The following is a 26,800-nucleotide window of genomic DNA, read 5'->3' as shown; positions in this document are numbered from 1 at the left end:
GTCAATCGCACCGGCGCGGCGGTTGTCCGCCGAGCTCGGCGCGCCTGCGCATCAGCAAGTTCCGTTCGGCCGCGTTCTCCGTGCGGGCGATGGCGTCGTCGTAGGCGGCAACGGCCTCCTGGGTGCGGCCGAGGCGGGTCAGCAGGTCGGCGCGGATGGCATGGAACAGGTGGTACCCCGCCAGCGGCAGGGCGTCCACCTGTTCCAATGCCGTTGCCGGACCGCGTACCTCGGCGACCGCCACGGCGCGATTGAGCGCGACGACCGGGTTCGGAGTGAGCGCGGCCAGCTGGTCGTACAGCCGCACGATCTGACCCCAGTCGGTAGCCGCGGCGACGGGAGCGTCGGCATGCACCGCGTTGATCGCCGCCTGGATCTGGTACGGCCCCGGCCGGTCGCGGCGCAGGCACTGCCGGACCAGCGCGTGCCCTTCGGTGATCAGGTCGCGGTCCCAGCGACCGCGATCCTGGTCCGCGAGGGGGATCAGCGCGCCGTCGGCGCCGGTACGGGCCGCACGGCGGGACTCGCTCAGCACCATCAGCGCGAGCAGGCCGGTCACCTCCGGCTCGTCCGGCATCAGCTGGGCCAGCAGACGGCCGAGGCGAATCGCCTCGGCACAGAGGTCGGTCCGGACCAGCCGCGCGCCGGAGGACGCCGTGTGCCCCTCGGTGAAGATCAGATACACGACGGCCAGCACCGCGCGCAGCCGGCCGGGCAGCTCCGCGTCGGCGGGCACCCGATAGGGAATGCGGGCATCGCGAATCTTGCCTTTGGCGCGGACCAAGCGTTGCGCCATGGTCGTTTCCGTGACCAGGAAGGCTCGCGCGATCTCCGAGGTACTCAGCCCGCCGAGCAGCCGGAGAGTCAGCGCCACCTGCGCTTGCGGTGCGAGAGCTGGATGGCAGCAGGTGAAGATCAACCGGAGGCGGTCGTCGCGCACGCTGCTCACCGCCTCCTCCGGTTCGTCCTCGGCACGCAGGAGGGCGGCCTGCGCGTGCCGGTCCGCGCGGGAGGCCTCGCGGCGCAGGCGGTCGATCGCCCGGTTCCGGGCGGTGGTGATGATCCAGCCCGGCGGGCTCGGCGGGAGACCGTCGGCGGGCCAGCGCTGGACGGCGGCGGTGAACGCGTCCTGCACCGCGTCCTCGGCGACGCCGATGTCACCGAAGACGCGGATGAGACCGGCGACCGCCCGGCCGTAGTGCTCGGCGAAAACCGCTTCGATCACCGAGCCCGTCACGGGTTCGTCCATCTACTCGTCCCGGATCGGACGGACCTCGATGGGCAGGCCGACCACGGTGGTGAGCTTGCGGCCCCAGTCCAGCGCCTCGTCCAGATCGGCGGCGCGGATGACGGTGAACCCGCCGATGTGCTCCTTGCCCTCGATGTAGGGGCCGTCGGTGACGAGCACGTCGTCGCCACGGGCGTGCAGCACGGTCGCGGTGCCGGGCGCGTGCAGGCCGGCGGCGAACACCCAGGCCCCCGCCGCCCGCATCTCGTCGTTCAGCGCGCCGAGCTCGCGCATGATCTCGGCCAGGTTCTCCGGCACGCCTTCGTCGGGCTGGTAGATGCCGAGCAGGTAGTGCTTCATCGCTGGTCCTCCTCATCCGCGCCGGTAGGTGGTGATGACGACACCGGTACCGGTCGTCACGGTGTCGGCCGACCGCAGCCGGCCCAACGCCACGCCGTCGAACAGGCGGCGACCCGAGCCGAGCACCAAGGGGTGGATCAGCAACAGGAACTCGTCCACCAGATCGTGGCGCATCAGCGAGCGCAACAGGTCACCGCTGCCCAGAACCACCAGATTCCGCTCCGGGTGCCGCCGCCGCAACTCGGGCACCGCGGTCACCGCGTCGCCGCCGAGCCAGGTCGAGTTCTGCCAGGGCAGCGGCCCGCTCCCGGTGCGGGAGGCGACGATCTTCTCGGTCTTGTCCAGCGCCTCGGCCATCGGATTGCCGACTTGCCGTGGCCAGTATCCCGCGAAGTCCTCGTAGGTGCGCCTGCCGAGCAGCAGCGCGCCGCGGTGGGCCGCCATGTGCCTGCCCATGACCTCGGCCTGCACCGGGTCGTCGTGCCGGTGCGCCCAGCCGCCGTGGGCGAATCCGTCTCTGCTGTCGTCGTCCGCCCGCCCCGGCGCCTGCATGACGCCGTCCAAGGTCAGGTGCTCCACCGCGATGATCTTGCTCATTTCCGCTCCTTCCGCGACCGGGCCGGTGCCGGTCTCACCACCTACACGAACGGGCCTCCGGCGGATCGACAGCATCGCCGAGATTTTTGGGCGGATATTCCGGCGTCTCCCGATCAGGACGGCAGCTGGGCGGGCAAGAGGAGTTGGATCTCGGAATAGCTCACGATGCCCGACGGAACGGCAGTGTCCTGCCGTACGGCGCGCGCGACGTCCAGCGCGGCCGACAGCGCCGCGCGGTACAGCAGCGATCCGGTGCTGATCCGGCGTACTCCGAGCTCGGTCAGGGTCGCGAGGCCCGGGCCCGTGGGCGAATAGAGCACATTGACCGGTACTTCGCTGCACGCCACGACCTGCTCGATACGCGCCGGGTCGGTCAGACCGGGGACGAAGACACCGTCGGCTCCGGCCGCGGCGTACCGCCGCACGCGGTCGTGGGTGGAGGCGTGCTCCAGACCCAGCCAATGGGTGTCCACGCGGGCATTGACGAACAGTTCCGGCGTTCGTTCCTTGACCGCGGCGATCAGCGCGGCCTGCTGCTCCGGTGCGGCCAGCGCCGACCCGCGTCGGCCGTCTTCCAGGTTGACGCCCGCGATCCCGCAGGCGGCGAGTTGTTCGGCGAAGTCAGCCACCGCGCCGGGCCGCTCGTCGAAACCGCCCTCGATATCGACGGTGACCGGGATCGGCAGCCCGGCCATGCGGCGAGCGGCCGCGAAGGTCTCCGCCTTGGTGACACCCGCGCCGTCGGTGCGTCCGGCCGCGGCGGCGACGCCCAGGCTGGTGGTGCCGATCGCCGGGAATCCTCCGTCGGCCAGCAGGGCGGCCGAGGCGAAGTCCCAGGCGTTCGGCAGGACCAGGGGACGGTCGCGGTGATGCAGACCGCGGAAGATGTCGAAATCGGTCGGCGGCGGCGTCACCGCAGGAGGCGAAGTCATGCCGCGACCGTAGCGACGGGACGTTTCGGCGACCGCCGAAACGACGACCCGCCATCATGGTGGGATGCCGACCAGAGGAGCCCGATTGGCGGCCCTGGCCGCTCTGCTCGCCGACCGCACCCGCGCCGACATCTGCCTGGCGCTGGTGGACGGCCGGGCCTGGACCGCGGGCGAGCTCGCCCGCCACACCGGGGTCGCGCCGTCCACCGCGACCGAGCATCTGGACCGCCTGCGCGACGGCGGGCTGGTGGTCGAGCACCGGCAGGGCAGGCATCGCTATCTGCGGCTGGCGGGCCCGCACGTGGCGGACCTGCTCGAAACCATGGTCGCCCAGCTCGACCCGCCCGCCGCCGCGGTGAGCGGGCTGCGCACCGCCACCGTCGCGGCGGCGCTGGCCCGCGGTCGCACCTGCTACGACCATCTCGCGGGCCGGTTGGGCGTGGCCGTCACCGACGCGATGATCGCGCGCGGCCTGATGAGTGCCGACGGTGGTTTCGCGCTGACCGAGCCCGGTCTGGCGTGGCTCACCGGACCGATGGGCGTCGACCCGGCGGCGCTGCGCGGCACGCGGCGGCCGGTGGCCAGGCCGTGTCTCGATTGGACGGAACGGCGAGTCCATCTGGGCGGCTCGGCGGGCGCGCAGCTGTGCCGCCGCCTGAAAGAGCTCACGTGGATCGAAGGTGTCGGCAGTGGGCGCGCGGTACGCGTCACCGCGCTGGGCCGAGCGGGGCTGGCCGAGGCGCTGCACATCGACTGTTCGGCACTGCGCTGACTTATCCCGGACCCGCTGCGCGGCCCGTCGTTTGCGCGCAGATCTGAGGGGTATGAGGTGCTCGTGACCACGCTCGCGGCGACCAGGCTGTGAATGAGCTTGCACAGTCATGCATAATCATCACATGGTTGATTCCTCGGTCGGACCCGTCGTGCGGGTCGCGGTAGCCGGTGCCAGCGGGTACGCGGGCGGCGAAGTGTTGCGACTGCTGCTGGGGCATCCCGCCTACCGAACCGGGCGCCTCGTCATCGGGGCGCTGACCGCCGGCTCGAACGCGGGCACCGCGCTGGGGGAGTTGCAGCCGCATCTGCTGCCGCTGGCCGATCGGGTGCTGGCGCCCACCACGGCCGCCGAACTGGCCGGCCACGACGTGGTCTTCCTCGGCCTGCCGCACGGCCAGTCCTCGGCCATCGCCGCCGAGCTGCCCGAGTCCACGGTGATCATCGACTGCGGCGCCGACTTCCGGCTCACCGACCCGAAGGCCTGGGAGAAATACTACGGCAGCCCGCACGCGGGCAGCTGGCCCTACGGCCTGCCCGAGCTGCCCGGCGGCCGGGAGAAGCTGCGCGCCGCGACGCGGATCGCCGTCCCCGGCTGCTATCCCACCGTCGCCAGCCTCGCGCTGGCTCCCGCCGTCGCCGCGGGCATCGTCGAGCCCGCCGTGCACGTGGTCGCCGTGAGCGGTGCCTCCGGCACCGGCCGCAAGCTCGACATCGGGCTGCTGGGCTCGGAGGTGATGGGCTCGGCGCGGGCCTACGGCATCGCGGGCGCGCACCGGCACACCCCGGAGATCGCGCAGAACCTCGCGGCGGCGGGTGGCACGGACGTCGCGGTGTCGTTCACGCCGGTGCTCGCGCCGATGCCGCGCGGCATCCTCGCCACCTGCACCGCGCCGACCCGCGTCGACGCCGCACAGGCGCGCGCCGTCTACGAGAAGGCCTATGCCGACGAGCCTTTCGTGCACCTGCTGCCGGAAGGCGTATTGCCGCAGACCGGTTCGGTGCTCGGCTCCAACGCCGTCACCCTGCAGGTCGCGGTGGACGCCGACGCGGGTCTGCTCGTGGTGATCGGCGCGATCGACAACTTGACCAAGGGCACCGCGGGCGCCGCGGTGCAATCGATGAACCTGGCCCTCGGATTCGAGGAGACCGCAGGACTTTCCACCGTAGGAGTGGCACCGTGACGACAGCCGATCTCGCCGACGGCAAGCTGGTCCGCACCCAGGGCGTGACCGCACCGCTCGGCTTCCGCGCGGCGGGCATCGCCGCGGGCATCAAGGCCAGCGGCAAGCCGGATCTGGCGCTGGTGTTCAACGAGGGGCCGGAATACCCGGCCGCGGGGGTGTTCACCCGCAACAAGGTGAAGGCCGCTCCGGTGCTGTGGTCACAGCAGGTGCTCACCGGCAAGCGGCTGCGCGCGGTGATCCTGAACTCCGGCGGCGCGAACGCGTGCACCGGCCCGGACGGATTCCAGGACACGCACAAGACCGCCGAGGAACTCGCCGCAGCGCTGAGCAATTGGGGCACCGAGACCGGAGCCGGGGAAATCGCGGTCTGCTCGACCGGGCTGATCGGCGACCGGCTTCCGATGGACAAACTCATCCCCGCCGTCACCGAGATCGTGCACGAGATGGGCGGCGGTCTGTCCGGCGGCTCGGACGCCGCCTGGGCCATCATGACCACCGACACCGTGCCCAAGGAGGCGGCGTTCCACCACCGCGACAAGTGGAACGTCGGCGGTATGGCCAAGGGCGCGGGCATGCTGGCCCCGTCGCTGGCGACCATGCTGGTGGTGCTCACCACCGACGCGGCGGTCACCGCCGACCAGCTCGACCAGGCGCTGCGCAACGCCACCGCGCGCACCTTCGACCGGCTCGACGTGGATGGCTCCTGCTCCACCAACGACACCGTGCTGCTGCTGGCCAACGGCGCCAGCGAGGTCACCCCGAGCCAGGAGGAGCTGGACGCGGCCGTGCTCGCGGTCTGCGACGATCTGGCCGCCCAGTTGATGGCCGACGCCGAGGGCGTCACCAAACGGGTGCTGGTCACCGTCGCGGGCGCGGCCACCGAGGACGAGGCCGTGGCCGCGGCACGCACCGTCGCCCGCGACAGCCTGGTCAAAACGGCGCTGTTCGGTTCCGACCCGAACTGGGGCCGCGTGCTGGCGGCGGTCGGCATGGCGCCGGTGACGCTGGATCCGAACCGGATCTCGGTGTCGTTCAACGGCAAACCGGTGTGCGTCGACGGCGTCGGCGCGCCCGGCGCTCGCGCGGTCGACCTGTCCGGCACCGACATCGAGGTGCTGATCGAGCTGAACGTCGGTTCGGCGCGCGCGACCATCCGCACCACCGACCTCTCGCACGGTTACGTCGAAGAGAACTCGGCCTACAGCTCATGACCAGCGAGGTGCTGCACACGCTGTCCGCGCTGGACAAGGCGCACGTCCTGGCCGGCGCCCTGCCGTGGTTGCAGAAGTTCCGGGACAAGATCGTCGTCGTGAAGTACGGCGGCAACGCCATGATCGACGACGACCTCAAGCAGGCCTTCGCCGCCGACATGGCGTTCCTGCGCACCGTCGGCGTGCACCCGGTGGTGGTGCACGGCGGCGGCCCGCAGATCAGCGCGATGCTGAAAAGGCTCGGCTTGCAAGGCGAATTCCGCGGCGGCTTCCGGGTGACCACGCCCGAGGTGATGGACGTGGTGCGGATGGTGCTGTTCGGCCAGGTCGGCCGCGAGCTGGTCGGCCTGATCAACACGCACGGCCCGTACGCGGTCGGCATCTCCGGCGAGGACGCCGGACTGTTCACCGCGACCCGCCGCACCGTCGAGGTCGACGGCGAGCCCACCGACATCGGCCTGGTCGGCGACGTCACCGAGGTGAACCCGGACGCGGTGCTCGACCTGATCGGCGCCGGACGCATCCCCGTGGTGTCGACCATCGCGCCGGACGCCGAAGGCGTGGTGCACAACATCAACGCCGACACCGCCGCCGCGGCGCTGGCCGAGGGCATCGGCGCGGAGAAACTGGTGATGCTCACCGACGTCGAGGGCCTCTACACCGACTGGCCGGACCGGTCCTCGCTCACCTCCAGCATCGATACGACCGCACTGGCCGAGTTGCTCCCCCGCCTCGATGCGGGCATGGTGCCCAAGATGGAAGCCTGCCTGCGCGCCGTGACGGCCGGGGTGCCGACCGCGCATGTCATCGACGGCCGGGTCCCGCACGCCGTGCTGCTGGAACTGTTCACCGGAGAAGGAATCGGAACGATGGTGACTCCCGCCCCGCTCATCCCGAACGGGTCCGGCGCACCGAACGGAACGAAACAATGAGCACAGCTGAACTGCAGAAGCGGTGGTCCGCCGCGCTGATGAACAACTACGGCACACCGAAGGTCGCGCTGGTGCGCGGCGCGGGGGCCGTGGTCTACGACGCGGACGGCAAGCGCTACGTCGACTTCCTCGGCGGCATCGCGGTCAACAGCCTCGGCCACGCCCACCCGGCGATCCTGGAGGCGGTCACCCAGCAGCTCGGCACGCTCGGGCACGTGTCGAATCTGTACGCCAGCGAGCCGGTCATCGAGTTGGCCGAGCGGTTGCTCGCGCACTTCGGCGACGGGGAGGGCCGCGCGTTCTTCTGCAACTCCGGCACCGAGGCGATCGAAGCGGCGTTCAAGATCGCCCGGTTGACCGGGCGGCCCAAGATCGTCGCCTGTGAGGAGGCGTTCCACGGCCGCACCATGGGCGCGCTCGCCCTCACCGGGCAGCCGTCCAAGCGGACCCCGTTCGAGCCGATGCCCCCCGGCGTCGTGCACGTGCCCTATGGCGACGCCGCGGCGCTGGAAGCCGTGGTCGACGAGGACACCGCCGCGGTGTTCCTGGAGCCGATGATGGGGGAGAGCGGCGTGGTGGTTCCGCCGTTGGACTACCTCGCCAAGGCGCGCCAGATCACCGCGCGCAGCGGGGCGCTGCTGGTGCTCGACGAGGTGCAGACGGGCATCGGACGGACCGGGAAGTTCTACGCTCACCAGGCCGTCGGCATCGTGCCCGACGTCATCACGCTGGCCAAGGGTCTCGGCGGCGGGATGCCGATCGGCGCGGTGCTGGCCACCGGGCGGGCGGCCGAACTGCTCACCCCCGGCCTGCACGGCACCACGTTCGGCGGCAACCCGGTCTGTGCGGCGGCGGCGCTCGCGGTGCTGCGGACCATCGACGAGACCGACCTGCTCGCGCACGTCGAGTCGGTGGGCAAGCGGCTCAGCGACGGCATCGAACTGCTGCAGCATCCGCTCATCGATCAGGTGCGCGGTGCGGGCCTGCTGCTGGGCATCGTGCTCACCGACGAGGTGTCCGCGCAGGTCGAGGCGCGGGCGCGGGAGGCGGGCTACCTGGTCAACCCGGCCAAGCCCGACGTGATCCGGCTGGCGCCGCCGCTGGTGCTCACCGAGACCCAAGCCGACAATTTCGTCGCCGACCTGCCGGAGATCCTCGACGCCGCGCTTGCGGACGCGAAAGGGGCTGCGGCGCAATGACCTCCGTACGGCACTTCCTGCGGGACGACGACGTCAGCCCGGCCGAGCAGGCCGAGATCCTCGCGCTCGCGGCCGAACTCAAGAAAGCACCGTTCGCGCGGCGTCCGCTGGACGGCCCGCGCGGCGTCGGCGTGATCTTCGAGAAGAACTCCACCCGCACCCGGTTCTCCTTCGAGATGGGCATCGCCCAGCTCGGCGGGCACGCGGTCGTCGTGGACGGCCGGGACACCCAGCTCGGCCGGGAGGAGACGCTCGGCGACACCGGCCGGGTGCTGTCCCGGTATGTGGACGCCATCGTGTGGCGCACCTTCGAGCAGTCCCGGCTGGACGAGATGGCCGCCACCGCCACGGTGCCGGTGATCAACGCGCTGTCCAACGAGTTCCATCCCTGTCAGGTGCTCGCCGACCTGCAGACGCTCGCCGAGCACAAGGGCGAGCTGACCGGACGCGAACTGGCCTACTTCGGCGACGGCGCGAACAACATGGCGCACTCGCTGCTGCTCGGCGGCGTCACGGCGGGGCTGAACGTGACCATCGCCGCGCCCGTCGGTTTCGAGCCGCAGCCGTGGGTGCTGGAGGCCGCGCGCAAGCGGGCCGCCGAGACCGGCGCCACCGTCACGGTGACCGCCGACCCGGTCGCCGCGGCATGGGGCGCCGACGCGCTGGTCACCGACACCTGGACCTCCATGGGACAGGAGAACGACGGCCTGGACCGGGTCGGCCCGTTCCGCCCGTTCCAGCTCAACACCGACTTGCTCGCCCACGCCAAGCCGGACGCGGTCGTGCTGCACTGCCTGCCGGCGCACCGCGGCGAAGAGATCACCGACGAGGTGCTCGACGGGCCGCACAGTGTGGTGTGGGACGAGGCGGAGAACCGCCTGCACGCGCAGAAGGCGCTGCTGGTCTGGCTGCTGGAACGACGATACGGGGGAGCGGCGTGAGCGGTCGGGTCAGCGGCCGGCGGCGGAGCGTGACCGGCTCCGCTGGTGCCGGAAGGTTCAGCGTGAGCGAGGGTGTGCGTATCACCCGGCATGACCCGTGTTCATCTGTGCCCAGCGGGCGAATCGGTCCTCGACGCCCCCGGCCCGCGCTGGACCAGCGAGGTGCGGCGGTGAGCCAGTGTCAGCGCGTGCGCCGCGCTCAGCAGCGCACGACGATCCCGCGCCCCAGCGAGGCGCGGCCGTGAGCGTCTCGCAGTCGGAATCGGGGCGAAGCGGCCCGGCCATCGCGCGCACCCGCGCCGGGCGGCAGTCGCGCATCATCGAGCTGCTGTCGGCGCACGCGGTACGCAGCCAGACCGAACTGGCGGCGTTACTCGCGGCCGAGGGCATCGAGACCACGCAGGCGACGCTCTCGCGCGACCTGGACGAACTGGGCGCGGTGAAACTGCGCGCCGCCGACGGCGGCGCGGGCGTCTACGTCGTCCCCGAGGACGGCAGCCCCGTGCGCGGCGTGACCGGCGGCACCGACCGCCTGTCAAAACTGCTCGGCGACCTGCTGGTCTCCACCGACGCCAGCGGCAACATCGCGGTCCTGCGCACCCCGCCCGGCGCGGCCCACTACCTGGCCAGCGCCTTGGACCGCGCCGCCCTGCCCTACATAGTCGGCACCATCGCGGGCGACGACACCATCGCCGTCATCGCCCGCGAGCCGCTGACCGGCGCGGAAGTGGCCGCGAAGATCGAACAACTAGCCTGATCGTCGCGAACGCGGCGACCGGTCTCGTACGAACACGGGTGACTCGCCGGGATGCCGGAACGCGGCGACGAACGGGCGTGTTTCCTGCCGTGGGCAGACGGTGCGCCCGTGCTTCTGAGAGGGTAGAGGGGAGGGTGTCGGCCCAGCTCAGGGTTGGCCCCACCCGATTATGAATGGGCTTGCATCGTCGTGCATAATCATTTGTAGGACGTGCGGGCCGCTGTGGCGGGAAGCCGGTCCGTATCACGCAGACGAGCACCGATACATCGAGGAGCACACAGAACATGTCCGAGCGCGTCGTACTCGCCTACTCCGGTGGGCTGGACACCTCCGTCGCGATCAGCTGGATCGGCAAGGAGACCGGCGCCGAAGTGGTGGCCGTGGCCATCGACCTCGGCCAGGGCGGCGAGGACATGAACGTGGTGCGCCAGCGCGCCCTGGACTGCGGCGCCGTCGAGGCGATCGTGATCGACGCCCGCGACGAGTTCGCCGACCAGTACTGCCTGCCCACCATCCAGGCCAACGCGCTGTACATGGGTCAGTACCCGCTGGTGTCGGCGATCAGCCGTCCACTGATCGTCAAGCACCTGGTCGAGGCCGCCAAGTTCCACGGCGCGAGCACCGTCGCGCACGGCTGCACCGGCAAGGGCAACGACCAGGTCCGCTTCGAGGTCGGCATCGGCGCGCTCGCGCCCGACCTCAACGTGATCGCCCCGGTCCGGGACTACGCGTGGACCCGCGAGAAGGCGATCGCCTTCGCGGAGGAGAACGCGCTGCCGATCAACGTCACCAAGAAGTCGCCGTTCTCCATCGACCAGAACGTCTGGGGCCGCGCGGTGGAGACCGGGTTCCTCGAGGACCTGTGGAACGCCCCGACCAAGGACGTCTACGACTACACCTCCGACCCGACGGTGAACTTCGAGGCGCCGGACGAACTGATCATCACCTTCGACAAGGGTGTGCCGGTGGCCATCGACGGCCGCCAGGTCAGCGTGCTGGAAGCGATCGTCGAGCTGAACAAGCGCGCGGGCCGCCAGGGCGTCGGCCGACTGGACATGGTCGAGGACCGCCTGGTCGGTATCAAGAGCCGGGAGATCTACGAGGCGCCCGGCGCCATCGCGCTGATCACCGCGCACCAGGCGCTGGAGCACGTCACCATCGAGCGCGAGCTGGGCCGCTACAAGCGGCAGGTCGAGCAGCGCTGGGGCGAGCTGGCCTACGACGGCCTGTGGTTCTCCCCGCTCAAGCGCGCCCTGGACGCCTTTGTCCTCGATACGCAGCAGCACGTCTCCGGCGACATCCGGATGGTCCTGCACGGCGGCTCGGCCGTCGTCAACGGCCGCCGCTCGGAGCAGTCGCTCTACGACTTCAACCTGGCTACCTACGACGAGGGCGACACCTTCGACCAGTCCCTGGCCAAGGGTTTCGTCCAGATCCACGGCCTGTCCTCCAAGGTCGCCGCCCGCCGCGACCTGAACCAGAAGTAGGCCACAGGCGTGCCGGTGCCCGAACGAGCACCGGCACGCCGACGCCTCCCGCTGGGTCGTACTCTCGAATCGTCGTTCCGAGCAGGCTGACAGGCCGCAGTACGCCCGGACAGCAGACTGCGAACGCCTTCTCCCACGCGCACAAGGCCGCTGTCGGCAGATAATGTCGAGCAGCCACCGAACGCCCAGCTGCGTCGGGCAAAACGACTCGACTCGCGCGCCGACGCAACAACTGGTTCCGCGGGCCAACGGAACGACTGGGTCGCAAGCCACGCCCAACTGATCCCCAAGCCAGCGCACGACCGATCTCACGAATCAACGCACCAACTGATTTCGCAAGAACATGGGTAACTTACCGGGTACGCCCAGGACCCGACGGTCACCCAACGCAGGACCTGAACGTGAAGCAGCCCCGTCCCGACTTGTATGGCCTGAAGGCCCGGAGAGGCGGGGGAGCCTGAATACCCGGAGAGGCGGAACAGCATGAGCACGAACCAAGGTGCGCTCTGGGGCGGGCGATTCGCCTCCGGCCCGGCCGAGGCCATGGCCGCGCTGAGCAAGTCGACCCACTTCGATTGGGCGCTGGCTCCCTACGACATCCGCGCCTCGAAGGCGCACGCACGGGTGCTGCACAAAGCGGGGCTGCTGTCCGACGCCGATCTGTCCGGCATGCTGGACGGCCTGGATCGCCTCGCGGCGGACGTCGCATCCGGCGCGTTCGGTCCCGCCGACTCCGACGAGGACGTGCACGGCGCGCTGGAACGCGGCCTGATCGAACAGGTCGGCCCGGAGCTCGGTGGCCGGTTGCGGGCGGGGCGTTCGCGCAACGACCAGGTCGCGACGCTGTTCCGGATGTGGCTGCGTGACGGCGTGCGCCGGGTGGCCGCGGGCGTGCTCGCGGTGGTCGACGCGCTGGTGGAGCAGGCCGCCGCGCATCCGGACGCGGTCATGCCGGGCAAGACCCACTTGCAGGCGGCGCAGCCGGTGCTGCTGGCCCATCATCTGCTCGCGCACGCTCACCCGCTGCTGCGCGACCTGGACCGGCTGCGCGATTTCGATCGCCGCGCGGCGGTGTCGCCCTACGGTTCCGGTGCGCTGGCGGGTTCCTCGCTCGGACTCGACCCGGAGGCGATCGCGGCGGAGCTGGATTTCGACTCGGCGGCCGCCAACTCGATCGACGCCACCTCGGCGCGGGATTTCGCCGCCGAGGCCGCGTTCGTGCTCGCCATGATCGGCGTCGACCTGAGCCGGATGGCCGAGGAAGTCATTCTCTGGAGCACACCGGAGTTCGGTTACGTCACCCTGGCGGACGCCTGGTCGACGGGGTCGTCGATCATGCCGCAGAAGAAGAACCCGGACGTGTCCGAGCTGACTCGCGGCAAGGCGGGCCGGCTGATCGGCAACCTCACCGGGCTGCTGGCCACGCTCAAGGCGCAACCCCTGGCCTACAACCGTGACCTGCAGGAGGACAAGGAGCCGCTGTTCGACTCGGTCGCGCAACTCGAACTGCTGCTCCCGGCCATCGCCGGCCTGGTCTCGACCCTGACTTTCCACACCGATCGCATGGCCGAACTCGCGCCCGCCGGCTTCACGCTGGCCACCGACATCGCCGAATGGCTGGTCCGCCAGGGTGTTCCGTTCCGGGTCGCGCACGAGGCGGCGGGTGCGTGCGTGCGCGTCGCGGAATCTCGCGGCGTCGGCTTGGACGAACTCACCGACGAGGAGTTCGCCGCCGTCGACCCGGCGCTGACCGGGAAGGTACGCGAGGTGCTCACCGTGCAAGGGTCCATCGCGTCCCGGGATGCCCGGGGCGGTACGGCCGGTGTTCAGGTCGCGGCGCAGCTGGCGGAGGTGCGCGAGGCGGCGGCCGCGGCGCGGGCATGGCTGGACTGAAGCCGTTTCGGTGACCGCTGCCGAGAACGGGTCGGCCTAGCCGACGATGGTGATGTCGGCGCCGCTGAACAGCAGATCGCTGCGGCGCCGGGTGCCATCGGCCTCCGGCACCGCTTCGGCCTCCGGCGCCAGCTCGCGCAACTGCCGGAGGAATACCTCGACGGCCAGCGTGGCCATGCTCTTGCCGGGGCAGACGTGCCTGCCGAAGCCGAAGGTCAACGGCAACTTGCCGGTCCCGTCCAGCGCCAGGCAGTCGGGGAAGACTTCCGGATCGCGGTTGGCCGCGGCGAACAGCACGAGCAGCGGTCCGGCGGGCAGCCGCGTGCCACTGGAGAGCACGACCGGCGTCCTGGCTCGGCGCTTCCATGCCACCAGCCCGGGATCCAGTTGCAGGATTTTCGCGGCGACCCGTGTCCCGCCCTCCGGTTCGGTCAGGAGGTTCCACCAGTTCCGGTCCGGATCGGCGAGCAACCGCTGGACGCCTTGCTGGATGCTGCCGCTCACCGTGTGCACCCCGGCGGCGAGGGAATTCGCCATGGCCGACACCGCGATCCGATGGGAGAGCCCGGCGTCGCGGAGCTTGCGCGCGAACCCGGCCGCCTCGCTGCCCCGGCCTTCCCGCACCGCTCTGCCGCTGACCGTGAACAACCACCCCAGCGCGCTCACCGCGTCGGCCAGTTCGCGTCCACGCATCACCCGTCCGAGCAGTCCCGATTGCGCTCCGCTCCACGCGGCCACGTGCGGCCAGTCCGCCGCGGGCAGGCCGACCGCCGCGCCGACGGTCCGGGCGGCGTAGCCGATGGCGAGGGCGGTCACGTCCAACGGCGACCCGGCGCGGAATCCCGCGTCTCGCACCGCCTCGTGGAAGTGCTCGGCCATCTGCGCGGCCCGAGCGGGCCGATCCGCCGCGGAAATCGTGAAGTGCCCCTCCGGCCCGGCCATGGTGTTCCACACGCGCTTGTGCAGCCGATCGTCGGCGAGGTTGGCGGTGGCCTTCGCGGGTGGCGGAACCAGATGCCGAACGAAATGCGGTATGGCTCGCGGTGTCGCCGCGATACGCGCGTAACCGACCAGCGGGTCCAGCGAATTCGTATTGGAAATGCCGGGCGTCGTCGCGTCCAGCACCTCACGCACGTCGGCGTACTTCCAGATCATGCGCAGCCCGCAGCGGTGCGCATAGCTCGGCTCCGGCCACTCGTGCAACCGCCGATACCGCTCATCGCGCTCGGCGTACGGCAACTCGTTGCACGTCACCTCATCGAAGGGAAAATCGGTTACCGCAACGGCCGAGCAACGCATGGCGCGATGGTATCGACGCGTCGGCCGTGGTCGCCGTGCCGTGGATTCCCGGTGCTGGGGAGCGGTCGGGAAGGCGATCGCCGACCGGTGTGCGCTCGCGCGGCTGTGGCTACGCTGCGAAAATGACCTTGCTCCTGCTCGCTTTGGCCATCGCTTCCGAGGTGACCGCCACCGTTTCGCTGAAACTGTCGGACGGATTCGCCAAGGTCGTCCCTTCCGTCGTGGTGGTTGTCGGCTATTGCGCGGCGTTCTTCTTCCTGGCCCAGGCGTTGAAGCGGGGCATGCCGATCGGAGTGGCCTACGGCATCTGGTCGGCGGTCGGCGTCGCCGCGATCGCGGTGATAGGCGTCCTGTTCCTCGAGGAGCGGCTCACCGTCGTCCAGGTCGGCGGCATCGCGCTCGTGATCCTCGGCGTACTCGCCCTGGAACTCGGCGGCGCACGCTAACCCCTCCCACGCGCACGAGCGGCACATGGTCGCGGCATTTCGCGAGTAGGTTCCTCGGTGGTGTGCCACTCGAGGAAGGTGTGATAGGGACGTCCGGTCAATCCGAGACGCGGACCGCGTATCCCGCGTTCGTGAGAGCGGTGAGCACGTCGTCGCGATGGTCGCGGCCTCGTGTCTCCAGGGTGAGGGCCACCTCGACCTCGTCGACCGCCAGCCAGGTCCCGGTCCGCGAATGTGCCACGTCGACCACACTGGCGCTCGTCTTCCCGATCACCGCGAGCAGCGACCCCAGCGCTCCGGGACGATCGGAAATGGTCACCCGCACGGCCAGATATCGGCCTGCCGCGCTCAGGCCGTGCCCGATCACCCGGGTCAGCAGCAGCGGGTCGATGTTGCCGCCGGACAGGATCGCGCAGACCGGCCCGCGCAAGCCGAGTTCCTCCGGCGCGTGACTGGTCAGGGCGGCAACCGCGGCGGCGCCCGCCGGCTCGACGATCAGTTTCGCGCGTTCCAGGCACAGCAGCAACGCCTGCGACAGCGCTTCCTCGTCCACCGTGACGATGCGCGAAACATGCTGCGCCACATGATCGAACGGCACGGTACCGGGACGCCCGACCGCGATGCCGTCGGCCATCGTCGCCATCCGCTCGACCCGCACCGGGCGGCCCGCCGCCAGCGAGTCCGGCCAGGCGGCGGCTTCGGCCGCTTGCACCCCGATGACGCGCACGTCCGGCGCCAGCTGCCGCAGCGCGACCGCGACTCCGGCCAACAGGCCGCCGCCGCCGGTGGGCACGAGCACCGTGCCCACCTCGGGCAACTGCTCTGCGATCTCCGTGCCGACGGTGGCCTGACCGGCCACGATATCGGGATGGTCGAACGGGTGGATCAGCGTCGCGCCGGACCGGTCGGCGAAATCCAGAGCGGCGTCCAGTGATTCGTCGATGGTCTCGCCGACCTGGCGGACCTGCGCGCCGTACGCCTTGGTCGCCATCAGTTTCGGCAGCGACGCCCCGACCGGCATGAACACCGTCGACGCGATGCCGAGCGACGACGCCGACCACGCCACGCCCTGCGCATGGTTACCGGCGCTCGCGGCCACGACGCCGCGCTCGCGCGCCTCCCGCGGCAGATTCGCGATCCGGTTGTAGGCGCCGCGCGGCTTGAACGAACCGGTGCGCTGCAAGTTCTCGCACTTCAGCCACACCTCGGCGCCCACGCGTTCGGACAGCACTCGCGAGGCCAGCAGCGGCGTGCGCCGGATCACGGGGGCGAGTAGCCGCCCGGCCGCCTCGATCCGGGCCATATCGACCGATTCCATACCGCCATGCTGCCACTCGGGCGGGCGAGGTCAGGCCGCTCTGGCGAGGTTGTGAGCCAGCGCGCCCAACCGGGCCAGGCGTGCGTCACCGAGCGGTGTGATCCTGCTGCCGAGGCGATTGGTGACGAAGCCGAGCGACATCCCGGTCACCGGGTCGGCGAAACCGCCGGAGCCGCCGAGGCCGAAATGGCCGAAGGCCGAGACCGGTTCGGCCTTGGACGGCTTCATCGGCACGCCGTGGTAACCGAGGGCCCAAGGGATGCGGAAGGCCAGCACGTAGTCCGGGGTGAACACCTGCCGCCGGGTCATCTGCTCGATGGTGTCCGGGCTCAGCAGCCGGTGGCCGTCCAGCTGCCCGCCGTTGGCGAGCGCGCCGTACACGCGGGCCAGCGCGCGGGCGGAGAAGACGCCGTTGAGGCCGGGCATCACCGAGTCGTACAGGCGTGGATCGGCCACCAGCTCGGCGAATCCCACCGGGGTGGTGTCGGCGGCGGCCGCGAAACGGGTCCGGGCGAGCAGCCGCGAGCTACGCTCCCAGCTCATGCCCGCGACCGTCAGGCGCGGGAAATTGGTGGCGATACGCCTGCGCTCGGACGCCGGGACCCGGAACCAGAGGTCCTCGGCCGCGAGCGGTTCCGCGATCTCGGTGCGCAGCACGTCGGTGAATTCCGCTCCGGTCACCCGCCGCACCAGTTCGGCGGTGAGGTGCCCGTAGGTGATGCCGTGGTAGCCGCTGGTCACCTTGTGCCGTGGATCGGGCGCGGCGGCCGCGAGCGCCGCGGTGACCGCGGCGTCGTCGAAGAATCGCTCGACGGGGCCGGGCAGCAGCCCGCGCAGGCGGTGCAGCCCGGCCCGGTGGGTCAGCATCGCCCGCACGCTGATGCGTTCCTTGCCCGCTGCCGCGAACTCCGGCCAGTACGTCGCGACCGGCTCGTCGTAGTCGATCAGGCCGCGCTCGGCCAAACGATGCACCAGCGTGCTGGCGATCCCCTTGCCGGTGGAGTAGGCCATCGCGATCGTGTCGTGCGCCCACGGGACGTCGGGGTGCGCGTATCCGGCCCAGACGTCGACCACCGGCTCGCCGTGCAGGTAGACCGCCAGCGCGCCGCCGCCGTCGGACGGACGCCGGAACAGCCGGTCGAACTCCGCCACCAGGCGCGCGAAACGGCGATCCACGAACTGTCCTGCCGAAACTGTCATCGGAACCTGTGCCTGTCTTTCAGCGCCTGCGGCGTCGCGAACAACCCCATGCTAGGTGTCTCGTTTCGCTCGAGACCGGTGGCCGGGACTCGCACCCACCACGCGACCGGTCGGTACTGTGAGAAGACGTTTCCTGACCGTCACACGGGTGACCGGGAACGCAACACGCTGCCCCTAGCGTGTTGTCATGCCCCCGAGACGACGTTCGGCGCTGCTCGCGAGGTTGGTCGTCGACACACCCGGCCGCCCGCAGATCATCCTCGGCGAACTGCGCCGTGTGATCCTCGACGGGGCGGTGCCGCCCCGCACCGTCATCCCGCTGCGCGAGGTGGCGGAACTGTTCGGCGTGAGCCATATTCCGGTGCGCGAGGCGCTCAAGACACTGATCGGGGAGGGACTGGTCACCCACGAGCCGCACGCGGGGTACACGGTGGCGCAACTGACCGCCGCCGAGTTGCGCGAGATGTACATCGTGCGGCAGACCTTGGAGACGGCCTCGCTCGCCGCGGCCGCCATGAACCACTCCGCCGCCGACCGCGCCGAACTGCTGGATGTGAACGAGGCCCTGGAACAGGCGATTCGCGACGACGACCCGGCCGCCTACCACCGTGGGTCGCGCACCTTCCATGTGGCGCTGACCCGGCCGTCACGCATGTTTCGACTGATGCACATGCTCGAAGCGGCGTGGAACGTCACCGAGCCGGTGCAGTCGATGGTGCACATCGGCCGGGCCGACCGAGTGCGGCTGCACACCGACCACGCGTTGATGCTGGACGCGTTCCTGGCCCGGGATGTCGCGCGCCTGCTGCTCGTCGCCGAACATCACCATCGCAGGCTGGAGTCCGTGATCGCGACCTTGCCCACCGATACTGGTCTGCTCGCGCCGGAAGATATATCTGCCGCGCAATAGCCGGGCAATAACCGCGCAATGGACGGGCAATAGCAGATTCCTACCGTCGTTTCGATCACCGTTTCACCCTTCGGATGGGAAAACACCATGACCGAAACCATCGCCGCGGCACCCGCTCCCGAGCGGATCGCCCCCGCCGGCTACGACCCACGGCTGACCAACGACGATCTCGCGCCGCTGCGCAAGCAGAACTGGGGCTCTTACAACATCTTCGCGTTCTGGATGTCGGACGTGCACAGCGTCGGTGGCTATGTCACCGCGGGCAGCTTGTTCGCGCTCGGCTTGGCCAGCTGGCAGGTACTGGTGGCCCTGCTGATCGGGATCACCCTGGTGTATTTCTTCTGCAATCTGGTCGCCAAGCCGAGTCAGATGACCGGCGTGCCGTACCCGGTCATCTGCCGCAGTGCGTTCGGCGTGCTCGGCGCCAATATCCCCGCGATCATCCGCGGGCTGATCGCGGTGGCCTGGTGCGGCATTCAGACGTTTCTCGCTTCGGCGGCACTGGATGTCGTATTGGTGAAGCTGTTTCCGTCCCTCGGGCCCTACGCGGTGGCAGGCGACTACGGGTTCCTCGGTCTGTCGCTGCTCGGCTGGGGCAGCTATCTGACGCTGTGGGTGGTGCAGGCCTGTGTTTTCTGGCAGGGCATGGAGTCCATTCGCCGGTTCATCGACTTCTGCGGGCCCGCGGTGTACGTGGTGATGTTCCTGTTGTGCGGTTACCTGATCGCGAAGGCCGGCTGGGGCGCGATCGATCTGAACCTGGGCGCGGTGCGGTACACCGGATGGGACTCGGTGCCGGTGATGCTGGGCGCCATCGCGCTCGTGGTCTCCTACTTCTCCGGGCCGATGTTGAATTTCGGCGACTTCTCCCGGTACGGCAAGTCCTTCGCCGTGGTGCGCCGGGGCAACCTGCTCGGTCTCCCGCTGAACTTCCTGCTGTTCTCGTTGCTGGTGGTGATCACCGCCTCGCTGACGGTGCCGGTCTACGGCGAGCTGATCACCGACCCGGTCGCCACGGTGGCGCGCATCGACAGCACCTTCGCGATCGTGCTCGGCGCACTGACCTTCACTGTCGCCACCATCGGCATCAACATCGTCGCGAACTTCATCTCGCCGGCCTTCGACTTCTCGCACGTGAATCCGCAGCGCGTCAGCTGGCGCGCGGGCGGCATGATCGCCGCGGTGGGCTCGGTGCTGATCACGCCGTGGAATCTCTACAACAACCCGGAGGTCATCCACTACACACTGGAGGTGCTCGGCGCCTTCATCGGCCCTCTGTTCGGGGTGCTCATCGCCGATTACTACCTGGTGCGCAAGCAACGCGTGGTGGTGGACGACCTGTTCACGATGTCCAGCAGCGGGCGCTATTGGTATCGCGGCGGATACAACCCGGCCGCGGTGATCGCGACGGTCGTCGGCGCGCTGGTCGCGGTGATCCCCGTGCTGGCCAAGGACGTCACCGGTATGTACACCGCGGCCCAGTACAGCTGGTTCGTCGGTTGCGGACTCGGCTTCGTGGCCTACTACGTCCTGGCCACGCGCACCCGGCCGGCGGTGCGGGAGAGCGCGGCCTGATGCGTATTCGCGTGGTCAACCCCAATACCTCCCGGGCGATGACCGACACGATCGAGCGGTCTGCCAGGGCCGTCGCTGGTCCTGGCACCCTGCTCGACGCGGTGACCTCGGAGATGGGACCGGCCTCGATCGAAAGTCACTACGACGAAGCGCTCAGCGTTCCCGGCCTGCTCGCCGCGATCCGGCGCGGGGAGGCCGAAGGGGTCGACGGCTACGTGCTGGCCTGCTTCGGCGACCCCGGTCTCGACGCCGCGCGCGAGCTGGCCGGGGGACCGGTGATCGGGATCGCCGAGGCCGCCATGCGTGCGGCCGCTCATCTCGGTCGTGGGTTCAGCGTGGTCACCACCCTGGGCCGGACCGTCGGCCGGGCGGCCGATCTGGCGGAGCGCTACGGGATGCGGCGCTTCTGCCGCGGTATCCACGCCTGTGAGATTCCCGTGCTCGCCCTCGACAGCGATCCGGACGCGCGCAAGATCGTCACCGAAGCGTGCAGGGAAGCGGTCGAGGCGGACCGGTCCGATGCCATCGTTCTGGGCTGCGCGGGGATGACCGATCTGGCCGCGCAGGTGCGCGCCGAGGTCGGCGTGCCGGTGGTGGACGGTGTGGCGGCGGCGACCCTGACCGTCCAATCGCTGCTCACGCTCGGTCTGCGCAAGTCCGGACGGGGCGAATTCGCCGCGCCGCCGCCGAAGCCGTACACCGGCTCGCTGCGATCGTTCGGCACCTGAGCGAGGCTCAGGCGGCTACCGCGATGGCGAGCTTGCGCAGCTCGGCGTCCGGGTCGGCGACGTCGACCACCAGGCGTGTGACATCGGCGCCCGCCAAGTCGATACGGATGGCGTGTCCGTCGAAGCGTGTGTCCCAGAATTCCTTGCGGCCCTTGCCACGGAATGTCCCTGCTGCGATCACGCCGGGGAAGAAGGCGCCGGGCGCGCGCACCCACGGCGGGCGGCGGTCGACTCCGGCCAGGCCGAGCGCGGTGATGTCGGACAAATCGAAGGTCAGGTGGTCGCGCAGCGCCAGCACTTGATGTGCGCCGAGCACGTGCACCGTCACCCTCGTTTCGGTGACCTCGAATTCGACCATCACGCACCTCACTTCACCGAGAACTCGTACAACGTCAACGATGCAGAACGGTCCTGGCCGCAGCCTGTGCCGTTCCTATGAGTTCTCTCAGGTTGACTTCATGGTGTTACACGGATATGCGCATTCGATCATGTGACCTGCCCGGCGGCCGCAGCGGCGAGCGCGCCTGTCGAGCCGTACTACAGCCGGGAAGGGAGGCCGTCGCGACCTCGCGGGCTGGATCGAGGCAGCGGTGGAGCCGATGATGCGCTTCGCTGCCTCGGACCAGAGCGAGAGAACGCGACGATCAGGGTGCGGTAGGCCGCGTGACGTGCGCGTGCTCCGCGACGTCGAGCACACCCGCCAGCCACGGCGTGTAGGCATCCGGATTGTCGGCCAGGGCGTCGCGTAATGCGTCCGGTTGGATCCAGGCGAAGTCGGCGACTTCGGCCGGGTCCGGCCGAGGCGTGCCTATGTCCAGGCGCCCGATCAGCACGTGATCCCATTCGGACTCGACACGGCCGGTACGGAGGTCCGCCGCGTGGTAGCGGTAGACCCCCGCCTCGGTGAGCGCGATCGTCAGGCCCATCTCCTCCGCCAGGCGCAGCCCCGCCGCGGTTGCGACGGGTTCGCCCGGGGCGGGGTGGCCGCAGCAGGTATTGGCCCACAGCGACGGGAACCTGGTCTTCACCGCCGCGCGCTGCTGTAACAGGACCCGGCCGGCCGAGTCGAACAGCAACACGGAGAACGCGCGGTGTAGTCGCCCCGGGGCCTGGTGGGCCTCGGCGACCGAGCACGCGCCGACCGCGCGGCCCGCGTCGTCGACGAGCTCGACGGGCAGGGCCTCGCGGTCGGTGTACGGCGGGACGAGGGTGTCGGTCACCTGCCCACCTTATCGGCGGCGATGAGCAGGTAGTGGAAGCTGCCCTCCCGGTACGCGGTCAGGAACGGCTTCTCGACACCGGTGGCGAGCTCGGATTTCGTGCGCAGCTCCCAGTACGGGATGGTCGCGGCGGTGAGTTCGGTCACGGCGATGGGCACGAGGTCGTTCTCGGCCATGGCGCGGAAGTACTCGCTGCGCGGATGGATCATGCAGCCGTAGTGTGCGTCGATCCAGCTCACCGAGGACGAGCGACCGCCGGTTACGTCGTTGGAGCAACCGGTGACGCACACGTAGCGCCCACCCGGCTCCAAGAGGCGGGAGAACTCGCGGAACAGATCGAACAGGTCCACGTACATGGTGGTCTCGTTGGTCCAGATTCCGCGCATGGAGCCGCTCTCGAATCCGGTGTCCAGCATGTTGCGGAAGTGGAAGCGCACCTTGTCCGCGACGCCGCGGTGGACGGCCTGGTCGTTGGCGAAGCCGACCTGGTACTCGGAGATGGTGACGCCGTCGACCTGGCAGCCGAAGCGCTGGTTGGCCATGAAGCTGGTGCCGCCGCGACCGGAGCCGCCGTCCATCAGCCGGTCGCCGGGACGGATGTCGCCGAGGTGGTCGAGCAGGAAATCCGCCTGCGCGGTCTCCAGCCGGTGCAACTCGGTGACGATGCGCTCCTCGCGAGTGTCCTCCGGGCCGGTCAGCACGGACAGGTCCGGGTCGCCGATGCCGTAGTGGTGGTGATAGAGCCCGTCGACCTCACCGAGTTTGGTGTTGACCCGGTCGTCGTTCGGGTTGTTGTTCCAGTACGCGGCGACGGATTTCTGGTAGCTGGTACGCAGAACGGTCCCGGTCTCCGGGTTGAGCATGGTCATGCGCGATCATCCTCTCTCGGTGCGGTACTGCTTCATTGCTCACTTGCGGGTAGCTTCAGTGCGGGTCGCGATAGCGTTTGCTGTCCGCGTGCCAGGCGCGGTTGCCTCCCATCCAGGCCCACAGGCCCGTGAGGAAGCGGCGTAATTCCGGTGAACCCAGCGCGGCCAAAGGGGCCGCCTCTCGTTCGAACCGGTGCACCAGTTCGTCGTGCACCTCGGCGGTGCGCAGCACGGCCTCGCGGCGCGAGCAGCGCTCCTCGGCGGCCAGGACGGTCGGCAGATTGAACTCCCTGCCGTTGGAGAGGTCCTCGCGCGCCATCGAGTACAGGTCGTTGACCATCTGGCTGGCCAGTGCCGCCGTGGTGACCACACGGCGGACCGCGGGGTCGGTGTATTCCGCGGCCTGCAATTCATAGCCGCCGACCACGTCGGTCGGCGCCATGCACGGCAGGAAACTGTGCGGTTGCCGGTTGGTGAGGTACTCCCAAACCGGTGGCATCCGCCCCGCGGCCCGCCAACCCGCTTCCGCACCTAGCGCGATGAACCAGCCCGCGATCTCGGTGCGCAGCCGGGCCAGTTGCGCCGGACGCGCGTAACGGGCGAGGTGCTCGAAGGACGTGCGGAAAGCGCGCAGGATCGGGTCGGCGTCGAGGGCAGCCTCGAGCTGCCCGACGTAGCGCGCGGGAAGGTGCACCGGGTCCATGGCGGCGGCCGCCAATTCGAGCCGGGGCCCCAGCTCCGCCTCGGCGCTGGAGGGGGTGCCGTCCGGAGCCCGGTCGTCGGCGTCCTCCTCGCAGTAGTAGTCGTCCACGGACCATTCCGAGACCGCGCATTTCGCCGCCGCCAGCAGCAGGTCGGCGTTGTCGCAGTCCGGGTGGGCGAGCATGATCAACCGTCCGAAGTCGGCGTCGCGCAATTCGTCCAGCCGGCCTTCGTACAACCCGATGTCCCTGGCCCAGTCGACGATGCCGGCGTTGACGGCCTCGGCGAGCGCCGGATCGTCACGCAGCGGCGGCGGGCAGTACAGCGGCGGGATCGGATCGGAGCGATCGGGATGCGCCGTGCCCGTTCCGGCCGACCCCGCCGCATCCCCCGCGCCGTCCGATTCGGCTCGCCGAAGCGGTGTGGGCTCGGCCGTGCGCGGCAGTGTGGCGAGGCCATGGATTCCCGACAACGCCGATGCCGTGCCGAGTCCGGTGGGTGCTGCGGGGATGCGTGGCGCTGTCGGCGACTGCGTTCGCCCCGCCGCCGGGATCGGCACTCGAGCGCTGCCGAAGGCCGGCGGAGGAGTGCTGGTGCCGCCGATGGCGGGGGAGGGTGTCGCGGTGGTGGACGTGGTTCCGCGATCCGGAAGCAGTAGTGCTGCGGCGCCCAGCCCGGAGGGACCGAGCAACCGGCCGGGCTTCCCGCCCTCCGGTGCACCCCGGATCGAAAGACCGTACGAAGCAGGTGCTTTGGTTGCGAAAGGCTCGGCCGGAGCGGACGTCCGGGTGTTGGTGAGTAGCGCGACGACGGCGGCAGCCACCTCATCGGTCGCATGCGCCGCCCCGGCGCGGGAGAGCACCGACATGCCCATCACCCCGGTCAGTCGGCTTGCCGGGCGACCGAGACGTTGTCGAGCACGCCCAGTGCATCCGGCACCAGCACCGCCGCCGAGTAGTAGCAGCTGATCAGGTAGGAGATGATCGACTGGTCATCGATGCCCTTGAAGCGCACGTTCAGGCTCGGCTCGTATTCGTCCGGGATCCCGGTCTGGTGCAGCCCGATCACGCCCTGATCCTTTTCGCCGGTGCGCATGGCCAGGATCGAGGTGGTCTGGGTGTCGCTGATCGGGATCTTGCCGCACGGGAAGATCGGTACGCCACGCCATGCGGGGACACGGTGCCCGTCCACCTCGATCGGATCCGGGTAGATCCCGCGCTTGGTGCATTCGCGTCCGAACGCGGCGATGGCCTTCGGGTGAGCGAGGAACAATCTCGTGCTGCGGCGCATGCTGAGCAGTTCGTCGAAGTCGTCCGGGGTGGGCGCGCCGGACTCGGTGTAGATGCGCTGTTTCAGATCGCAGTTGTGCAGCAGACCGAAATCGGGATTGTTGACCAGGTCGTATTCGCGCCGTTCATACAGAGCTTCGATGGTCAGGCGCAATTGCTGCTCGACCTGGTTCATCGGATCGTTGAACAGGTCGGCTACCCGGGTGTGCACCCGCAGCACGCTCTGCGCGAGGCTGAGCTCGTATTGGCGCGGTGAGGCGTCGTAGTCGACGAAGGTGCCTTCCAGCAACGGCTCGCCCGCGTGGCCCGAGGAGATCGTGATATCGGCCTCGCCCTTGTTGTTCTGCGGACGGCTGGGTGCGGCGGCGACGCGGTCGAGTTGCTCTCGCAGCGCCGGAGTGTTGTCGACGAACTCCGTCAGCGATTGCCGCGGGAGGACCAGGACAGTCGTGCGCGTGACCGTCTTGATGGTGACCGGCCAGATCGCCGACGGCTCGGTGAATATGGTGTCGCCGAAGAAATCGCCGCCGCCCAGGATGCCGAGCTTCGTCTGCTCGCCGTATTCACCCGACCCGATTTTGCTCAATTTGCCGTGCACGATCAGCAGCACCTGATCCATGGGATTGCCGAATTCCGCTACGACGGTGCCGGGTTCGAGATCGCGTTGTTCGAAACGATCCGCGAGGCCGCGCAGAACTTCCTCGTCGTCGAATCCGCGCAGTGCCGGAAGCTCCTGCAATTCCAGCGGAATCACTCGCGCGGTGGAACCGTCGATGACGAATTCCACCTCGCCGTTGCCCACGGTGTGGGTCAGGCGGCGGTTCACCCGGTACACACCACCGTTGACCTGCGTCCACGGCAGCGCGCGAGTGAGCCACCGAGAACTGATGCCCTGCATCTGCGGTTCGGATTTGGTGGTGTGCGCGAGCAACCCCGCCGTGCTGGTGCTCAGGCTCTTGCGCACGTTGTTTTCCGTTTGGACTGGCATTTCAATGGTCATGCGTGGTCCTCACCTTGAGACGGCCACCGGGACATGGTGACGGGTTGTGAAGCAGAGTGGATTGAGGGTCGCCGATAGTTCAGAGTCGCTGGGTGTTCACATCAAACAGCAGCGGGCATGCCCGCACAGAGCTCATCGAACGAAATTGCCTACGCGCCACGGCGTTCCAGACACGATTAATGGTAGACGCCGAAAGCGGCTGAGCACAGGAAAATTTCGAAGATCGTCTCGTGGCCCGGCGGATGGTCACGACACGCGGTCGATTCCGGAAACGGTGGGTGGCGTCGCTGGGTCGTCTTCGGATTGCCTTCTGGTCGCGAAGGATTAGCTGTCGCCGGGCGCTCACTCGCGCCCGGCGCGGTTCGCTGCTTCTCGTGCGTTCACCGCGACCGGAAGCCGCACTGATCCACCGGAACCGGCTCCGCCGCTCCCGATACCCGCCGACGCCGCCGCGACGGGCATGCTGTGTTCCGTGCCGGGTCGCCTACGCTGAGTCGAGCGGACTCCGTCCGTGCTTCCGAGCGGAGACATGACCGTGTCTCGTCCTGGATCCGTGCGCGGAGTGGGGGCGGTCGATGTCGGAAGGGCTGTTCGGCTCCTCGTTGCCGGAGCGGCGACCGCGATGTACTCGAGCCGATAGGTGGACGCCGGGGAGGCCGACCGCGGCATCCTGGCATGTGACGTGTCACAGCGGACACATAATGGACAGATGGTGTGGGAAGCTCGTTCGAACACCTCGCGGTGTGTGA

Annotated in this window: 25 protein-coding genes; 13 read left to right on the top strand and 12 right to left on the bottom strand. The window is 69.5% G+C overall.

Annotated features, from left to right (window positions below):
- Nucleotide 1: 1 nt before the first annotated feature.
- From GVY64_RS24115 to GVY64_RS24100, 4 genes are all read right to left on the bottom strand, one after another.
- A complete protein-coding gene (locus GVY64_RS24115; protein ID WP_201298134.1) occupies nucleotides 2-1,249 on the bottom strand; it encodes an RNA polymerase sigma factor in 1,248 nt (415 codons plus the stop codon).
- Nucleotides 1,250-1,588, bottom strand: a complete 339-nt coding sequence (locus GVY64_RS24110) for a YciI family protein (protein WP_159845589.1) — start codon at nucleotides 1,586-1,588, stop codon at nucleotides 1,250-1,252.
- A gap of 12 nt (nucleotides 1,589-1,600) precedes the next feature.
- Entirely contained in the window at nucleotides 1,601-2,185 is a 585-nt protein-coding gene (locus GVY64_RS24105) for a dihydrofolate reductase family protein (protein ID WP_159845586.1), read from the bottom strand.
- Nucleotides 2,186-2,298: 113 nt separating this feature from the next.
- Nucleotides 2,299-3,117: an isocitrate lyase/PEP mutase family protein gene (locus GVY64_RS24100; RefSeq protein WP_159845583.1), complete on the bottom strand. Its 819-nt coding sequence runs from the start codon at nucleotides 3,115-3,117 to the stop codon at nucleotides 2,299-2,301.
- Between the two features lie 64 nt (nucleotides 3,118-3,181).
- On the opposite strand from GVY64_RS24100, the gene GVY64_RS24095 reads away from it, so the two are divergent.
- The 9 genes from GVY64_RS24095 (at nucleotide 3,182) to argH (ending at nucleotide 13,495) form a co-directional block, all read left to right on the top strand.
- Nucleotides 3,182-3,889: an ArsR/SmtB family transcription factor gene (locus tag GVY64_RS24095; RefSeq protein ID WP_159845580.1), complete on the top strand. Its 708-nt coding sequence runs from the start codon at nucleotides 3,182-3,184 to the stop codon at nucleotides 3,887-3,889.
- A 124-nt stretch (nucleotides 3,890-4,013) separates the two neighbouring features.
- Nucleotides 4,014-5,072, top strand: coding sequence for an N-acetyl-gamma-glutamyl-phosphate reductase (argC, locus tag GVY64_RS24090; protein WP_159845577.1), 1,059 nt, complete (start codon nucleotides 4,014-4,016; stop codon nucleotides 5,070-5,072).
- Nucleotides 5,069-6,286 carry a bifunctional glutamate N-acetyltransferase/amino-acid acetyltransferase ArgJ gene (gene argJ / locus GVY64_RS24085; protein ID WP_159845574.1) on the top strand — a complete coding sequence of 406 codons (1,218 nt, stop codon included), beginning with the start codon at nucleotides 5,069-5,071 and terminating at the stop codon, nucleotides 6,284-6,286. Before argC ends, argJ begins: the two co-directional genes overlap by 4 nt.
- Nucleotides 6,283-7,218, top strand: coding sequence for an acetylglutamate kinase (argB, locus tag GVY64_RS24080; RefSeq protein WP_159845571.1), 936 nt, complete (start codon nucleotides 6,283-6,285; stop codon nucleotides 7,216-7,218). The genes argJ and argB overlap by 4 nt, the downstream gene beginning before the upstream one ends.
- Nucleotides 7,215-8,417, top strand: a complete 1,203-nt coding sequence (locus tag GVY64_RS24075) for an acetylornithine transaminase (RefSeq protein ID WP_159845568.1) — start codon at nucleotides 7,215-7,217, stop codon at nucleotides 8,415-8,417. The genes argB and GVY64_RS24075 overlap by 4 nt, the downstream gene beginning before the upstream one ends.
- The gene (gene argF / locus GVY64_RS24070) at nucleotides 8,414-9,358 is read left to right on the top strand and encodes an ornithine carbamoyltransferase (RefSeq protein ID WP_159845565.1); all 945 of its coding nucleotides are present in this window, start codon (nucleotides 8,414-8,416) and stop codon (nucleotides 9,356-9,358) included. Before GVY64_RS24075 ends, argF begins: the two co-directional genes overlap by 4 nt.
- Before the next feature lie 241 nt (nucleotides 9,359-9,599).
- Nucleotides 9,600-10,115, top strand: coding sequence for an arginine repressor (locus GVY64_RS24065; RefSeq protein ID WP_051020632.1), 516 nt, complete (start codon nucleotides 9,600-9,602; stop codon nucleotides 10,113-10,115).
- A 284-nt stretch (nucleotides 10,116-10,399) separates the two neighbouring features.
- Nucleotides 10,400-11,602 (top strand): argininosuccinate synthase, encoded by a 1,203-nt coding sequence (locus tag GVY64_RS24060; protein WP_159845562.1) that lies wholly within the window; start codon nucleotides 10,400-10,402, stop codon nucleotides 11,600-11,602.
- 483 nt (nucleotides 11,603-12,085) lie between these two features.
- Entirely contained in the window at nucleotides 12,086-13,495 is a 1,410-nt protein-coding gene (gene argH, locus GVY64_RS24055; RefSeq protein ID WP_159845559.1) for an argininosuccinate lyase, read from the top strand.
- 36 nt (nucleotides 13,496-13,531) lie between these two features.
- On the opposite strand, the gene GVY64_RS24050 is transcribed toward argH, so the two are convergent.
- Nucleotides 13,532-14,794, bottom strand: a complete 1,263-nt coding sequence (locus tag GVY64_RS24050) for a hypothetical protein (protein WP_159845556.1) — start codon at nucleotides 14,792-14,794, stop codon at nucleotides 13,532-13,534.
- 122 nt (nucleotides 14,795-14,916) lie between these two features.
- Between GVY64_RS24050 and GVY64_RS24045 the strand changes: the two genes are divergently transcribed.
- The gene (locus tag GVY64_RS24045) at nucleotides 14,917-15,240 is read left to right on the top strand and encodes a DMT family transporter (protein WP_159845553.1); all 324 of its coding nucleotides are present in this window, start codon (nucleotides 14,917-14,919) and stop codon (nucleotides 15,238-15,240) included.
- Between the two features lie 97 nt (nucleotides 15,241-15,337).
- On the opposite strand, the gene ilvA is transcribed toward GVY64_RS24045, so the two are convergent.
- Together ilvA and GVY64_RS24035 are read right to left on the bottom strand one after the other, a co-directional pair.
- Nucleotides 15,338-16,558 carry a threonine ammonia-lyase gene (ilvA, locus tag GVY64_RS24040; RefSeq protein ID WP_159845550.1) on the bottom strand — a complete coding sequence of 407 codons (1,221 nt, stop codon included), beginning with the start codon at nucleotides 16,556-16,558 and terminating at the stop codon, nucleotides 15,338-15,340.
- Between the two features lie 30 nt (nucleotides 16,559-16,588).
- Complete coding sequence (locus GVY64_RS24035) at nucleotides 16,589-17,758, bottom strand: serine hydrolase domain-containing protein (RefSeq protein WP_159845547.1); 1,170 nt, start codon at nucleotides 17,756-17,758, stop codon at nucleotides 16,589-16,591.
- Between the two features lie 187 nt (nucleotides 17,759-17,945).
- Here GVY64_RS24035 and GVY64_RS24030 point away from each other — a divergent pair, with 187 nt between their 5' ends.
- From GVY64_RS24030 to GVY64_RS24020, 3 genes are all read left to right on the top strand, one after another.
- Nucleotides 17,946-18,668, top strand: coding sequence for a GntR family transcriptional regulator (locus GVY64_RS24030; protein ID WP_159845544.1), 723 nt, complete (start codon nucleotides 17,946-17,948; stop codon nucleotides 18,666-18,668).
- 87 nt (nucleotides 18,669-18,755) lie between these two features.
- Nucleotides 18,756-20,243: an NCS1 family nucleobase:cation symporter-1 gene (locus GVY64_RS24025; RefSeq protein ID WP_159845541.1), complete on the top strand. Its 1,488-nt coding sequence runs from the start codon at nucleotides 18,756-18,758 to the stop codon at nucleotides 20,241-20,243.
- Nucleotides 20,243-20,971: an aspartate/glutamate racemase family protein gene (locus GVY64_RS24020; RefSeq protein WP_159845538.1), complete on the top strand. Its 729-nt coding sequence runs from the start codon at nucleotides 20,243-20,245 to the stop codon at nucleotides 20,969-20,971. The genes GVY64_RS24025 and GVY64_RS24020 overlap by 1 nt, the downstream gene beginning before the upstream one ends.
- A gap of 7 nt (nucleotides 20,972-20,978) precedes the next feature.
- On the opposite strand, the gene GVY64_RS24015 is transcribed toward GVY64_RS24020, so the two are convergent.
- The 5 genes from GVY64_RS24015 to GVY64_RS23995 all read right to left on the bottom strand — a co-directional run bounded on the left by GVY64_RS24015 (nucleotide 20,979) and on the right by GVY64_RS23995 (nucleotide 26,051).
- Complete coding sequence (locus GVY64_RS24015) at nucleotides 20,979-21,329, bottom strand: hypothetical protein (RefSeq protein ID WP_159845535.1); 351 nt, start codon at nucleotides 21,327-21,329, stop codon at nucleotides 20,979-20,981.
- 286 nt (nucleotides 21,330-21,615) lie between these two features.
- Nucleotides 21,616-22,191 (bottom strand): isopentenyl-diphosphate Delta-isomerase, encoded by a 576-nt coding sequence (gene idi / locus GVY64_RS24010; RefSeq protein WP_159845532.1) that lies wholly within the window; start codon nucleotides 22,189-22,191, stop codon nucleotides 21,616-21,618.
- Nucleotides 22,188-23,060 carry a geranyl diphosphate 2-C-methyltransferase gene (locus GVY64_RS24005; protein ID WP_159845529.1) on the bottom strand — a complete coding sequence of 291 codons (873 nt, stop codon included), beginning with the start codon at nucleotides 23,058-23,060 and terminating at the stop codon, nucleotides 22,188-22,190. The genes idi and GVY64_RS24005 overlap by 4 nt, the downstream gene beginning before the upstream one ends.
- Nucleotides 23,061-23,115: 55 nt before the next feature.
- A complete protein-coding gene (locus tag GVY64_RS24000) occupies nucleotides 23,116-24,630 on the bottom strand; it encodes a family 2 encapsulin nanocompartment cargo protein terpene cyclase (protein ID WP_159845526.1) in 1,515 nt (504 codons plus the stop codon).
- 14 nt (nucleotides 24,631-24,644) lie between these two features.
- The gene (locus GVY64_RS23995; RefSeq protein ID WP_159845523.1) at nucleotides 24,645-26,051 is read right to left on the bottom strand and encodes a family 2B encapsulin nanocompartment shell protein; all 1,407 of its coding nucleotides are present in this window, start codon (nucleotides 26,049-26,051) and stop codon (nucleotides 24,645-24,647) included.
- Between the last annotated feature and the right edge of the window lie 749 nt (nucleotides 26,052-26,800).

This window comes from Nocardia sp. CY41, from assembly GCF_009829325.1.
Classification (GTDB): domain Bacteria; phylum Actinomycetota; class Actinomycetes; order Mycobacteriales; family Mycobacteriaceae; genus Nocardia.
Note: the sequence above shows the minus strand (reverse complement) of the source record. Positions and strands in the feature narration are given on the sequence as shown.